Annotated in this window: 11 protein-coding genes; all 11 read right to left on the bottom strand. The window is 46.0% G+C overall.

What is annotated here, in order from left to right; genetic code table 11:
* Window positions 1-209 precede the first annotated feature (209 nt).
* Window positions 210-644 carry a DUF2283 domain-containing protein gene (locus tag dnm_RS20395; protein ID WP_207678744.1) on the bottom strand — a complete coding sequence of 145 codons (435 nt, stop codon included), beginning with the start codon at window positions 642-644 and terminating at the stop codon, window positions 210-212.
* Window positions 645-648: 4 nt separating this feature from the next.
* Window positions 649-972: a hypothetical protein gene (locus dnm_RS20390; protein ID WP_207678737.1), complete on the bottom strand. Its 324-nt coding sequence runs from the start codon at window positions 970-972 to the stop codon at window positions 649-651.
* 502 nt (window positions 973-1,474) lie between these two features.
* Entirely contained in the window at window positions 1,475-1,750 is a 276-nt protein-coding gene (locus dnm_RS20385; RefSeq protein ID WP_207678743.1) for a type II toxin-antitoxin system RelE family toxin, read from the bottom strand.
* Window positions 1,743-1,934: a hypothetical protein gene (locus dnm_RS20380; protein ID WP_207678742.1), complete on the bottom strand. Its 192-nt coding sequence runs from the start codon at window positions 1,932-1,934 to the stop codon at window positions 1,743-1,745. Before dnm_RS20380 ends, dnm_RS20385 begins: the two co-directional genes overlap by 8 nt.
* A 224-nt stretch (window positions 1,935-2,158) precedes the next feature.
* Window positions 2,159-2,578: a DUF5615 family PIN-like protein gene (locus dnm_RS20375; RefSeq protein ID WP_207678741.1), complete on the bottom strand. Its 420-nt coding sequence runs from the start codon at window positions 2,576-2,578 to the stop codon at window positions 2,159-2,161.
* Window positions 2,539-2,919: a DUF433 domain-containing protein gene (locus dnm_RS20370; protein WP_207678740.1), complete on the bottom strand. Its 381-nt coding sequence runs from the start codon at window positions 2,917-2,919 to the stop codon at window positions 2,539-2,541. Before dnm_RS20370 ends, dnm_RS20375 begins: the two co-directional genes overlap by 40 nt.
* Window positions 2,920-3,541: 622 nt before the next feature.
* Window positions 3,542-4,618 (bottom strand): Uma2 family endonuclease, encoded by a 1,077-nt coding sequence (locus dnm_RS20365; RefSeq protein WP_207678739.1) that lies wholly within the window; start codon window positions 4,616-4,618, stop codon window positions 3,542-3,544.
* A gap of 147 nt (window positions 4,619-4,765) precedes the next feature.
* The gene (locus dnm_RS20360; protein WP_207678738.1) at window positions 4,766-5,200 is read right to left on the bottom strand and encodes a DUF2283 domain-containing protein; all 435 of its coding nucleotides are present in this window, start codon (window positions 5,198-5,200) and stop codon (window positions 4,766-4,768) included.
* Between the two features lie 4 nt (window positions 5,201-5,204).
* Window positions 5,205-5,528: a hypothetical protein gene (locus dnm_RS20355; RefSeq protein ID WP_207678737.1), complete on the bottom strand. Its 324-nt coding sequence runs from the start codon at window positions 5,526-5,528 to the stop codon at window positions 5,205-5,207.
* 871 nt (window positions 5,529-6,399) lie between these two features.
* Window positions 6,400-7,146, bottom strand: a complete 747-nt coding sequence (locus tag dnm_RS20350) for a DUF8740 domain-containing protein (RefSeq protein WP_207678736.1) — start codon at window positions 7,144-7,146, stop codon at window positions 6,400-6,402.
* A 557-nt stretch (window positions 7,147-7,703) separates the two neighbouring features.
* Window positions 7,704-13,850: a toxin TcdB middle/N-terminal domain-containing protein gene (locus dnm_RS20345; RefSeq protein ID WP_207678735.1), complete on the bottom strand. Its 6,147-nt coding sequence runs from the start codon at window positions 13,848-13,850 to the stop codon at window positions 7,704-7,706.
* Window positions 13,851-13,953: the final 103 nt, after the last annotated feature.

The raw sequence follows: 13,953 nt of genomic DNA, 5'->3' as shown, positions 1-13,953 counted from the left end.
CATTGTCCGAACCATGATTCCCAGGGTTGAGGGATTTCCATGATTGATGATGCATTGGTTTTGAATCATTGTCACCCTGTTATCCTGCAAATCATGGTTCGGATCAGTTTTTTGGTAATGTTCTAAAAGTGGAGCTGAACTTTTTAACCCTCTGAATCAATTTGGTAAATATCGGAGCAAGTCCAGTTTTAGAACACCACCCAGTTTTTTCAAGCCCCTTGGTCGGCCGCCTCTGGAACCAGTTTCGGAACTTGCTCCACATAAGTAAGAGGTATGTGCCTTGAGGACGATTCCTGAAAGAACGACATCTTCAGAAACTGATTGACAGGCGGCCTGCTCACAGCACGGATTGCTGATTCCCGAAGATCCTCCGGTAACTCCCCGAGTTTATCAAGGGGATAACTGCGCGGTCCGTATTCGGTCTGTTCCGTGAGAATCGAAAAATGAAGAAATGTCAGGCTCACCGCACATCCTGTTGTCCGATTCAGGCGAAGAAGAATGTGGTCGGTCAGTTCGACACCGGTTGCCGGTTCATTTTGACCGAAGAAAATGTCCAGCGTATCCATATCTTCGTCATATACAAGACGGATATCCTCAGACTCCGCAGACTCTGTCTTTGCTTCATATGATCTGATATCACTCATTTTTTCACCTTTTTAGGATAATAGATTTTGCCCATCCTGTAACCACAAAGTTGTTACGCACATAATTTCCCGCATCATCCACGCGGGTCTTGAAGATGACAACCGTAACCAAGTGGTTATTATCGGGCAATAGTTCGTCAAATTGTTTATAATAACGATATTCATTGGGTATCAGAGCATCCTGTCTGCGCCGTCCGGTTCGTATTGTCTCCAGAAACTCATCAAGAAACGGCTCCAGCTCGGGACGGGACTCCAGAATGTGATTCCAGCGTTCCTCAGTCATGTAAATCATGTTACCATATCGGTCTTGGACAGTCCACTTTTTCATTTTAAGGATATTCCGTTCTGTTTTCAAGCTCTGAACCACAGATTATACGGATTTCACGGATTAAAAAAATCCGTGCAATCTGTGTAATCTTCGGTAATCAGTGGTTCAAAAGCTATTCATGCCCTGATAATTCACCAGCGGCGGCACGGATGTCTCCTGCGCCTGCGCCATGGCTCCTGCCAGAATTACAAAAATCGGTAGTCCTGCACAAGTAGTGATGAATGAGATTCAGTGTCCTGACAACCGGGGAACTGAACGGGATTCATCACTACCTTTGCAGGACTACCCAAAAATCATTGCCAATACGATCTGTCTCATTTTCCTTTTTTCCTTTCGTTTATATGGGTTGTTATTCATTGTCCGAACCATAATTCTCAGGATTCAGGGATTTCCATGACTGAGGTTTGAATCATGGTCATCCTTTAATCCTGCAAATCATGGTTCAGACAGGTTGAGCGGTTTCGCAACGGTTCTGAACTGTTTCATACCACCACCTGTTATACTATGAAAACCTCATTGCTCTGTAAGCTTCTCTCCGATGACGTATGGCTATAATGTCTATCAGCCGTTTCTTATCATCAACGGAATAAATGATACGATATTTGCCTTCACGAATACGCCACAGATTCTTGCGGCCCTGTATCTTGCTGCAACCTCTCGGACGGGGAACTTCTGCGAGTTTTTCAATTCTCGAAAAGATGTTGCCGACTGAGGCACTGTCGAGGTTTTCAAGCTCTTTGCGGGCGGATCGTGCGAATGTTATGGTGTAATCATCCATTCAGTTTCCCCTGCTGTTTTAATCTTTTTCTGACAGATTCCAAAGATTCCCTGGGTTCGTTACTTCTTGAACGGGCGATCAATGCGTCATAAAAATCCTCCCACAGCCGGCCATGCTCCCTCAGGTCAATCAGAACTGCCGTTTTTTCTCCTTTGTCATCTACCAAAAATTGGATGCCTTTCATTTTGTTCATCTCCTTTTTAAAAAATTTCGTAATGAATCCAAATCGCAGATTCACACAGTCCCATCTGCATGGATTGCGTGTGGAGAAAGGATTACTTTGCAACTGCGGGTGAAAATTCCTTTCCTATACATAATTTTCCATCTGATGACGCACACACAATCCTTACAGATAAGCTTCTGAACCGAAGATTCACACCGGATTGAAGCGCTTTTAAAAAAATTGTGTTAAGGGATAAAGATTCTTGCTGTTCCGAGATAATCTTCAAGATACACAGCTATCTCCATTATCTTCTCAGCACATCTCTGACGATACACTCTCCCGTCCAATCTTCCGGCTCTGCTGACCGTCAGTACAGGAAGAGACTCCGGGGTGTTCTCATCCCGAAGGGTCTGCTCCAATGAATCCTCATTTTCCATGTTGCGGTTTCCCGTAAGCAGAATCATGCCGTTTTTCTGAGCAAACCGCCATACCTCCCTGTCTGTGCTGTTATCTGCCAGCCCCACGTCGGCAAACAAAATCATTTTGACAGAACACAGCTCCGTCCACCCCTCTTTCCTGAGCGTATGATACAGCAGACGGGCCTTTCCTTCGATATCATGGTCGGCTAATATTGTAATTCCTGCTGTGCCAGACGTTTTTTCCATTCCTGCAATTTCCTCCAGAGTTCAAGTCTTTCAGGTTCGGGCTGTTTCTCAGCAATCTGCCGAAACCGCTCACGGTTTCGTTCTTCCCAGTACCGGCGGTTTGACTCCGCCAGTGCCGTCACCTGCTCATATTCTTTCTCAGCCTCCTCACGATGGGTTTCAAGAAATTCTCTTATCTCATCTGTCTGTCTGAAGGTCAGCCTGAATTCATCCTGTATCTCATCCCACGAATAGCCGGTTTTGAGAAACTCCATAATCATATACAGCGTCAGCCGGGTTCCGCCTATGGTCAGTCCCCGCTCTGTTCGGACAATGGTCGGACGATAAATACTTTTACCCATGTTTTCACCTCCTTTTTTGTATGAATCAGATTTTTCCCTAAATTGAGCGATTCTTTTCAGAAAAACTGGCTAAGAGTCCGGCAGCCGGGGCTTTTTGTATTTTACACTTTTCACCCGATGGGTGAAAACCCGGAAACCGCCGAAGCCCTTATACTACAAGCCGGGAATCATATTCAGGCCAAAGAATCGCTCAATTTAGGTTTTCATAAGTTCGAAGTCCATATTATCACAAGCTACACGAATTGCACAGATTTTTTAATCAGTGAAATCCGAGAAATCCGTATAATCCGTGGTTCGGGGGCCATCAGCACGGATTGGCGATAAGCAGGGATTTTATGCACCAAAGGCTCGAATCCCTGCTTATCACTAATCCATGTAGATAAAGCATTCGAACCACAGATTAGCACGGATTACACAGATTGCACAGATTTTTTTAATCCGAGAAATCCGAGAAATCCGTATAATCCGTGGTTCAGGGGCCATCTGCACGGATTGGCGATAAGCAGGGATTTTATGCACCAAAGGCCCGAATCCCTGCTTATCACTAATCCATGTGGCGGGATGGCGGTAATCTGTGGTTCAGAATTCTTTTAGATGAAATGGTGGCATGTTCATACCCATCCTACATGGCTGTCAGGGGATAGCTCTGACCGATGATGTCATCTACAAGAATTTTCGCATCAGGAAAAATCCCGAGGCTCAGTACGGAATCTCTGTGAAATACCCTGACATTCAGGTATTTATGACCCGATGGACTGGTGGATACCTCCACGCACGATGCTTTCAGATTCACAATCCACACTTCCCTGATCCCTGCTTTTGCATACAGGGGAAGTTTGATCTCACGGTCATCTTCAAGCGATGTGTCGGCCACCTCCACAATTAGCAGCACGTCTTCGGGCCGAGGATGGCGGCTGGCATAGAAGTCGGGCTGTGGTTTCAAAAGTGAGATGTCCGGTTCAGGTTCCGAGTGCTTCCCCAGACAAACAGGATTTTGCACCCATACAATTGCATTTTCTGCAAAATTCGCTGAAAACAGATGGGTCAGTCTTCCTACGCATGATGCATGATTGCTTCCGATAGCTGCCATTTGAATGATTTCTCCTTGGATAAGTTCCAGGCGATCACCTTCCCTGAGAATACCTGCTTCGATCATCTGATGGTATTCATCTGTGGTGAATGTCTTTCTTTTTGCTCTGGTCAGCATGAGGTTTCTCCTTTTTTCAGCCGGATTAAGCGGGGAATCAATTATTATTTCGCTATCTCCGTGACCGTCATTATGTACAACCTGCAATATTTTTCCGGCTTTTTCAGCTCTTATGGCGTAAGGGGTGCTGAGAATCTGCTGGCGGGGAAAGAGTTCATCTCCGTCATTAACTTTGATACCGAGATATCGCCCGCTTGATTCGAAGGCATCTGTTATCAGCCTCTTCTCCTCATCTTTCTCTCCAAGGATGACGTTGAACATGCCGTTCACCAGCGGCACACTGCTGAAAATCTGCGGCCCCCAGAACTTTGTCCCGCCCGTTGCCGCATCGTACAGGTTGAACTCAATTTTTTTGGTTCCCGTGAGCGGTTTGCCGTCCGCATCTGTCAGCATCCCCTGATAATTCACCAGCGGCGGCACGGATGCCTCCTGCGCCTGTGCCATGGCTCCTGCCAGAATTACGAAAACCATTGCCAATACGATCTGTCTCATTTTCCTTTTTCCTTTCGTTTTTATGGGTTGTTATTCATTGTCCGAACCATGATTCCCAGGGTTGAGGGATTTCCATGATTGATGATGCATTGGTTTTGAATCATTGTCACCCTGTTATCCTGCAAATCATGGTTCGGATCAGTTTTTTCAAGCCCCTTGGGCGGCCGCCTCTGGAACCAGTTTCGGAACTTGCTCCACATAAGTAAGAGGTATGTGCCTTGAGGACGATTCCTGAAAGAACGACATCTTCAGAAACTGATTGACAGGCGGCCTGCTCACAGCACGGATTGCTGATTCCCGAAGATCCTCCGGTAACTCCCCGAGTTTATCAAGGGGATAACTGCGCGGTCCGTATTCGGTCTGTTCCGTGAGAATCGAAAAATGAAGAAATGTCAGGCTCACCGCACATCCTGTTGTCCGATTCAGGCGAAGAAGAATGTGGTCGGTCAGTTCGACACCGGTTGCCGGTTCATTTTGACCGAAGAAAATGTCCAGCGTATCCATATCTTCGTCATATACAAGACGGATATCCTCAGACTCCGCAGACTCTGTCTTTGCTTCATATGATCTGATATCACTCATTTTTTCACCTTTTTAGGATAATAGATTTTGCCCATCCTGTAACCACAAAGTTGTTACGCACATAATTTCCCGCATCATCCACGCGGGTCTTGAAGATGACAACCGTAACCAAGTGGTTATTATCGGGCAATAGTTCGTCAAATTGTTTATAATAACGATATTCATTGGGTATCAGAGCATCCTGTCTGCGCCGTCCGGTTCGTATTGTCTCCAGAAACTCATCAAGAAACGGCTCCAGCTCGGGACGGGACTCCAGAATGTGATTCCAGCGTTCCTCAGTCATGTAAATCATGTTACCATATCGGTCTTGGACAGTCCACTTTTTCATTTTAAGGATATTCCGTTCTGTTTTCAAGCTCTGAACCACAGATGGGTAATGTTCTAAAAGTGGAGCTAAATTTTTTAACCCTCTGAATCAATTTGGCAAATATCGGAACAAGTCCAGTTTTAGAACACCACCCACAGATTATACGGATTTCACGGATTTCACGGATTAAAAAAATTCGTGCAATCTGTGTAATCTTCGGTAATCAGTGGTTCAAAAGCTATTCATGCCCTGATAATTCACCAGCGGCGGCACGGATGTCTCCTGCGCCTGTGCCATGGCTCCTGCCAGCATTACAAAATCATTGCCAATACGATCTGTTTCATTTTCCTTTTTCCTTTCGTTGTTATGGGTTGTTATTCATTGTCCGAACCATGATTCTCAGGATTGAGGGATTTCCATGACTGAGGCTTGAATCATGGTCATCCCTTAATCCTGCAAATCATGGTTCGGACAGGTTGAGCGGTTTCGCAACGGTTCTGAACCACGGATTATACGGATTACACAGATTGCACGGATTTTTCACTCCCATCTACATGGATTATGGTTAAGAAAGGATTACGCTGAACTCCGGGCGGAAATCCTTTTCTTACACATAATCCGTGTAGATAAGCATCTGAACCACGGATTATACGGATTATACGGATTACACAGATTGCACAGATTTTTTTAATCCGAGAAATCCGGAAAATCTGTGATACTCCGTGGTTCAAAATCCCTTTATTTCCATAAGAAAATTCTGAACCGAACAATGCCTAATGCCTTTTTGCACATAATCCATGTAGATAAGCCTCTGAACCACTGATTATACGGATTGCACTGATTTCGCTGATTACAAAAATTCGTGTAATCCGAGTAATCTGTGGTTCAAAATCTATTTCCACATCAGAACTTTTATGTAACCGGATAAATTGCTCCAGTCAGTAAAATAATCCGTCCCTCCGGCCCACATGGCACTCTTAGTTCCTGTTGAAATTCTATAAGAATTTGTCGTAACTTTCTGAAGCCAGCAACCATGGCCGCCGTTTGTCCACTTGTGACCATCCGTCAGTAAATACATATTGCTTCCGTCGCTATCGGTAGCACCCCATATCGTAGCTGATCTGGGCAACGATCCCAGATTATGTTCTTTGTCATAGTTATTGCCTGGCTCCACGAAGAACCATCCGCTGTCATAATCAGGCGATCTGATCAGATCAATCAGTTCTTGCAAATTGTAACCATTCAGACTTTTTGCATTGATCGCAAACGGCGTACTCAGAATCTGCTGCCTCGGCGCAAGTTCCGCCTCATCCCCCACCTTGATGCCGAGATATCGGTCTTTCCCGCCAAACGCATCTGCAATGGAACTTTTTCCGTCCTCAGCCACGCTGAGAATGACATTAAAACTTCCATTTACAAGAGGAACGCTGGCAAAAATCTGCGGCCCCCAGATTTTTGTTCCGCCCATTGCCGCATCGTACAGGTTGAACTCAATTTTTTTGGTTCCCGTGAGCGGTTTGCCGTCCGCATCTGTCAGCATCCCCTGATAATTCACCAGCGGCGGCACGGATGTCTCCTGCGCCTGTGTCATGGCTCCTGCCAGAATTACAAAAAACATTACCAATACGATCTGTCTCATTTTCCTTTTTCCTTTCGTTTTTATGGGTTGTTATTCATTGTCCGAACCATAATTCTCAGGATTCAGGGATTTCCATGACTGAGGTTTGAATCATGGTCATTCTTTAATCCTGCAAATCATGGTTCGGACAGGTTGAGCGGTTTCGCAACGGTTCTGAACCACGGATTATACGGATTACACGGATTACACGGATTTTTCACTCCCATCTACATGGATTGTGGTTAAGAAAGGATTACGCTGAACTCCGGGCGGAAATCCTTTTCTTACACATAATCCGTGTAGATAAGCATCTGAACCACAGATTAGCACGGATTACACAGATTGCACAGATTTTTTAATCCGAGAAATCCGAGAAATCCGTATAATCCGTGGTTCAGGGGCCATCTGCACGGATTAGCGATAAGCAGGGATTTTATGCAACAAAGGCCTGAATCCCTGCTTATCCCTAATCCATGTAGCGAGATGGCGGTAATCCGTGGTTCAAAATTCTTTCATCCTGTGAATCATGGTTCAGACAGTTGATGAAACGGTGGGCATATTCATGCCAGTTTACATGGCTACTTGTGCCATAAAGTTACACCTGTTGAGGGTTCACTTATGCTGATACCTTGTACGGGAGAATCTGAAGCACTAAGTTTATTAGGTAAGCTAATTAAAGCCTTTGAAGAATCCTCGAATGTTTTTCCTATAAACCCTGCCTGAGGAAATGCGTCATCTACACGCTTTTGAACCCATCCAGGAACACGGTTTAAAATATGATCCAGCTCTGAATAACCATAGTTAGATAGAGATCTTACTTTTGCCAAATCATCAAAACCTTCCTTCAACACGTCTCCTGCACCTATATCTAATATTCTACCTACCACAACATCCTTAGCTAATGTACCAGTATCTACTTTTCCATTATAATAATACTGGTTAATGGCACTCGCTGTAACATCAGTAACTACTCCGACCCCTTGAGTTACCAATATTTTTGTAGTTAAATTAGCTCCTTGTACCCAAGCACTGGCTCCGCTAGTTATAGCACCAGTGCCTGCTCCCATCACAACATCAAAAGCCAATGATTCTAAATTTATAGGTTTCCCTTGTATCTTGGCAGCAATAATATTTGTAGCTCCCCCCACTACACCGCCAATAACAGCACCTATGACAAAATTAGCAACTTCACCATTTGGATCATTTGCAATTAAGCAACGATTATATGTATAAGCATATGTGTTAAGACTCTGAGGTAGCAATAACAGTTTTATATTGGAATTACTCCAGACATTACTAACAATCGGATCCACCCGATTAAACCGCCCCAGCGTTCCCGAATAATACCGCGCCTCAAAATACTGCAACCCGCTTTCCAAGTCCCGTTCTTTGCCAGTGAATTTATAATCCGCCGCCGCATTTACAAATTCCGCCCGTTTCTCCAACCTCGGATTTCCATAGGGATAATTCACAAGCTGCTCTGTAACCGATCCGTTATCAGACAAAGTAAATGAGGTGCTGCCCAGATGGTCATGCAGATAAAACCCTGTGGGTGTCATCTCGCCATTTTCAATACGGGCAATCCTGCTGTTCCCGGCATAAACATATTTTATCAGGTTCCCCTCTCTGATTTCCGAATACTTATCAATATACAGCACCTCATTTGTCGCCCCCTCTGAATCGGTTACAGTTTTCCTCTTGCGGGTATCAGAATAATCATAGAGATAATCTGCACTGGTTGTCCCTTTTTTCAGACCTGCAAGCCGGTCTCTGAAATCCCATGACAAACTCATGCCGTTATCGGAAGTCATGTTGCCGTTGGCATCATATTCAAACTGCATCGCACCTGAAACGCCTTTTTCCGTGGCCGTAATCGCATGAGGCCCCGGAGCATCTCCCGCATCTCTTCCGGCACGGTTTCGGGTTCCCATATCACCGCCGCAGGTCATTCCGCCCAAATCCATGAGCGCATCCGGCGTATTCAGGCTTGCGGATTTGTGAATCATATTGCCGATTCTGTCATACCGGTAATTTATCGTGCCGTAAACCAAAGCATTCTCCGCCTTTGTCAGACGATATAACGAGTCATAATCAAAGGACTGCGTGGCATTAAACCTGCAAGCCTCATCAGAAGTAATCCCAAGTTCGCCGCCAACACTATCCAGCAGCGAATCTGGACGATTATCTTGGATACCGGTGATATTGGAAACCCCGTCAAACGCATAATTCAAATCCTGCAAGGTCAGATTATCGCTGCTTCGTTTTGTATAAAGATGCTCCAGGCGCAGGCGATGATCATACGAATAGCCCGTGTCTGTTCCGCAGGCAAGCTTGAGCACGGCATTTTGTCCCGCAGGATTGTAATCATACTGCTCAATCACATCCGGCACAGACTCCAGCAGCCCCCGTGAATTATAACCATAGCTGATACTGCTCTGATCAGGATACGTCAGCCTCGTGACCCGATCCATTGAATCATAGGCCATTGCAGTATAGAAATTTTGCAGATGATCTGCCTCACCAATCCGCTTGATCACCCATGAAACCCGCCCCCGCTCATCATAGGAGTTATGCTCCTCGCCGGACTGATCCTGCACATAAGAGAGAAATCCTTTGGTATTCTCAGCTGTGAGAGCGGAAGACCTGCGAGGTTTTGAAGAAGACCTGCGAGGTTTTAAAAACCTCGCAGGTCTGGCCGCCATAACCACATCTGCCACATCAATCTTTCCGTCGCTGTTCAGGTCGTCATCGCTGGTAAGCTCGACTTTGCCTAAAATGCCGTCCGCAATTTTCTTTTCCGCAGAATCCGATTCCCAAAAATCCCCCCTGTCTATGGCTCCGAAAGGCGTATCATAATGATACTGCACATCCGGCGAACTCTTTCCTCCGCCGTAATATTCCTCAGTCAGCCGGTTCACGCCGTCATAAGCATATTCAATGACCTGTCCCTTTGCATCTGTGGTTTTTATCAGATTTCCCGCATCATCATATTCATAATACATCTTGCCCCGATCCGGATCATTCATAAAAGTTTTCCGCTTCAGCCCGTCATATGCCATGAATTTCTGATTTCCAAAAGAATCCGTGATCCTAGTGAGATTGTCATTCAGATCATAAGTGTATGCGGTCAGCCATTCTGTCAGCCCCCCGGATTCGCCCGCGTCCGTCAGTTTAACAACTTCATAAACCTGCCTCAGACGGCCATTTCCGTCTTTGTCCTGCAAGCCGTCCTCAGCATAGCGCATCCCGCAGCCATAATGCAGAGAAGCAGGGTTTGTCTGCTCCTCATCCTGGACAAATTTTATCAGCGGCTCGTAAGTTGTGGCGGAATAAACAATCGTGCCATCCGAATCCGCAGGCTGATTCACCCGGATTTCCCTGCCCATGGCATCGTAAAAATGTTCCGTAAATCCAGTATTAAATTTTGGATCAGCAAAATCAAGCGTTCCGGTTTCAAAATACGGGAGATATTTTTTCCATTCGGTTTTCCGTGCATTGAATTTTACCGTATCTGTCACCACAATCTGCCCCGAAGTTTCGCCCTCCGCACGGGTCATGATTTTTTTTCCCAGGCCGTCATGAAATGTTCGGGAGCTGAGAAAACCGTCAGCGCTGTTGTCCTTCTGCCGGGTTTCCACCCAGTTGATGATTTTGCCGTCTCCCAGATCATAAGCCAGCATGTAATCATATTCAAGAGTATGGCCTGTATCCGGTGGTTTTGACATTGAAGTCAGTCTTCCGAAAGTATCATATCCGTAATTTGTTGTAAATCCGTTAAAATCTGTGGAAGAGGTCATTACGCCCAATCCGAAATCATAAGTTGCGGACATGGTGAGGCTTGGCAAATCTGATTTTCCGGTATAAATGACTTCCTGAACCGGAAACGTATGAAATACCGAATCATACGTCAGTTCCCGATAATGCCCGGGTGCTGTTCCGTAAAGCGCATCATACGTTGCAATAACATTTCCGTATTCGTCATAATCATTTCTGACCGTCAGCGCGTACTGATCTCCGCTTATCCAATCCTCGGTTTTGGTGAGATTGCCTTTGCTGACCTGTCCGAGAACTGAAAATCCGTCATAATAATTCCGTTTTCTTGCAGCAAGCGTTCCGCTTTCATCGGTAACGGACGTTTCAACAGGTCTATCCAGAATCCACGCTGAAACGCCGGATTCATACGCCGAGGAAAAAGCAGTGATGGTGATCCGTTCATCATCCCATACCTCATCCAGACGGCCATGATCCACCTGCTTTGTCATATTGCCGTAATCGTCATATTCAAATTCCCATTTTAAGCGAACCGGCGCGCCATTCCCCTTCTCCAAAATATCCCGTGTTTTTTCTCTCTGATAGGGAAAAGTCACATCCCGGTCATCGTGATTAATCCCCTGTGCGAGACTTCGTATATCCCACGCATAATTCTCACGATAAAAAACCTCACCTTTCTCATTCTGCGCCTCCACAGCCAGCGGCTTGCCTTTTAATGCCTCATCCACATCTCCCATATCAAACACATGAGCCATGATCAGATCAGGAACGCTTGCATCGCCGATCTCCCGTTTCTCAGCAAATTCAAAACCCCGGAACTCTTTTTTCTCTCCGTCATAATAACCGTTCCGATAAGTCAGGGTGCTGCGATAGGTATTTCCCGCACCATCATAAACCGTAAAACTGCTGACAACATCCACCGGAAACGGAATAACAGATGTCCATTCATCCTCCGTGTCCATGGCGGAAACCATGTAACTTGTTGAGGTGGCATATTTAATTTCAATAGTTCTGCCAATACCGTTCTCAATCCGACTCAGTTGAAAAGGCTTTTCCGCAGGGAAAAAGTCAAGGTATTTCAAACCAATACCTGAGCTGTTCCAGACAATGTCGGTTGAACCGTTTCCGTTCATGTCTGCAAACCGCACCGCCACATTCACCGCGTCATAATCCGGAATTCCGTTTGTGATTTCCTGTGTCACGCCCCATTTGTTATTGTTCTCATTCAGCCAGTATCTTACAATGCCCGAATCCACAAACACCAAATCTGAAAGTCCGTCATGATTGATATCTGAAATAAAAAGCCGCTCTGTTCCAAGATTTCCCAATTCGCTGTCTTTGGGGCCTCCGGTCATGGCTTCGCGGGTATCAAATTCTCCCCATCCCTTGTTTGCATGGAACAGGGTTCCGCCCTGTTCCTGTGTTCCCAGCAGAACCAAATCCTGAAGCCTGTCGCCGTTCATATCCGCGAGTTGCCAGCCACTGGAAAAACTGATTCCGGAGGCAGGCGGTTCCGGAGGATTTTCCAGAAAATAATTCTGTGTGCCCTCGCCTTTGTTGATTAAAAACGAAAACGAACCCGGATCCGTTGCCATTAAGTCAATGGCCTTGTCATTGTTGATGTCTGCAAAACGCACATTCGGATCATCAATGGGAAAATGACCGGGAATGACGAAATCAACATCTTTTCCAAATGTCTGAGGCGCGTCAAACGGATGGTAGTAATACGCGCCCGTATAATCCTGAACCAGCAGTTTTGATTTTCCGTTTCCGTTCAAATCCGCGAGCTGGGTTGTGGGGGCTGACAAGCTGGCAGAAGGGCTGAAATTAAACGGTTTAAGTGCCTCCCATTTTTTTCCTTCGCCTTTGTTGATTGCGGAGTAATAGGTTCCGTCATACTCATTTAAGAGAATATCAGGCAGGCTGTCACCGTTAATATCCACCAGTTCTGCTTCTCCGTTCTGAAACGAAACAGACGGCGTATTTTCCGCATTCATCATGGCCGGATTAAATTGCTCAGACGTATAGCCCAGTTTCATGGGCGGAAGAAAATCCCTATTGACTTGGGCATCGGTTCCGAGATTTGCGTTGTCATCGCCGAAAACTTTAACTTCCGTGAGCAGCGAATGCCGAGAATCCGCATATCCCAAAGCCCAGTGGCGAATCCGCCGGGTTCCGTCATAAACGGTGATGCTGACAAGTCGCTGGCTGGTGACACATTTAAACCGTCCTCGGTAATCTGTCACAGGGTCGGGGCGGCCAGTCTCATAGGCGAATTCAACACGATATTCGGAGGATGAGGCAGTTGCATGTTTTCCGTATCGGATTTCTTTGATATAAACCTGTCCGTTATCCTGAAAATACTGATAGGTTGTCTGATTGCCGTTGGTGTCCTGCCCGGATGAGATCATCCATCGGAATGTCTCACCTGCCGCACGATTCTGGCGGGAATCCTCAGTGCCGCCAAAAACGGACAAACTTCCGTTTTTATGATGTGCCTGCCATGAACCATCCTCCATTTTCTGAAATCTGGTAAATGAGGATTCGTTTTCACAGCGATATATGCCGGCCGCATCTGTCAGCACAAGTTCCTCTCCGTTTGATTCGATAATGGTGTCATCATCCTGGTAAAGCGGAAGTCCTTTGTCTGTCTGACGCTGGAGAAACGGAATATTCAATCGCCAGCCCATGCCGAGATAACCATTTCCATAGCCTGAGTTGTATTCCAAAGCCAATCCAGGGGAATTTCCCCGCACTTTGGGAAGGTTCAGCGGAACCCGATAAGATGCCGTGCCGCTGTTCAGTTGCGGCTCGAATGATTCTCCCAGGCCCTCGATGGAACCGGGGCCGGAGGGGAGGGAGATGACGTTGGGGGTTACGCCGGATTTGTCAACACCCGCGTGAGACACGGATGCCAAAATCAAAGCTAAGTAAGTTGCAAAAAGTCTTTTCACAATATATTAATCATTTAATATCAGATGGTTAGTATGAGGCTATCTGATGATACTCCGGTTATTCTTAATCACGGTGCGGATCGTCCGGAAGAAATACGCAGAA

The sequence above is a fragment of the Desulfonema magnum genome, assembly GCF_017377395.1.
Classification (GTDB): Bacteria; Desulfobacterota; Desulfobacteria; order Desulfobacterales; family 4be13; genus Desulfonema_C; species Desulfonema_C magnum.
The sequence above is the reverse complement of the archived record's forward strand: the minus strand, read 5'-3'. Positions and strand labels throughout refer to the sequence as shown.

Excerpts from the sequence above, each read along its gene's own strand:
- dnm_RS20395 (WP_207678744.1), bottom strand. The coding sequence starts at position 644 with ATGAGTGATATCAGATCATATGAAGCAAAGACAGAGTCTGCGGAGTCT.
- dnm_RS20390 (WP_207678737.1), bottom strand. The coding sequence starts at position 972 with ATGAAAAAGTGGACTGTCCAAGACCGATATGGTAACATGATTTACATG.
- dnm_RS20385 (WP_207678743.1), bottom strand. The coding sequence starts at position 1,750 with ATGGATGATTACACCATAACATTCGCACGATCCGCCCGCAAAGAGCTT.
- dnm_RS20380 (WP_207678742.1), bottom strand. The coding sequence starts at position 1,934 with ATGAAAGGCATCCAATTTTTGGTAGATGACAAAGGAGAAAAAACGGCA.
- dnm_RS20375 (WP_207678741.1), bottom strand. The coding sequence starts at position 2,578 with ATGGAAAAAACGTCTGGCACAGCAGGAATTACAATATTAGCCGACCAT.
- dnm_RS20370 (WP_207678740.1), bottom strand. The coding sequence starts at position 2,919 with ATGGGTAAAAGTATTTATCGTCCGACCATTGTCCGAACAGAGCGGGGA.
- dnm_RS20365 (WP_207678739.1), bottom strand. The coding sequence starts at position 4,618 with ATGAGACAGATCGTATTGGCAATGGTTTTCGTAATTCTGGCAGGAGCC.
- dnm_RS20360 (WP_207678738.1), bottom strand. The coding sequence starts at position 5,200 with ATGAGTGATATCAGATCATATGAAGCAAAGACAGAGTCTGCGGAGTCT.
- dnm_RS20355 (WP_207678737.1), bottom strand. The coding sequence starts at position 5,528 with ATGAAAAAGTGGACTGTCCAAGACCGATATGGTAACATGATTTACATG.
- dnm_RS20350 (WP_207678736.1), bottom strand. The coding sequence starts at position 7,146 with ATGAGACAGATCGTATTGGTAATGTTTTTTGTAATTCTGGCAGGAGCC.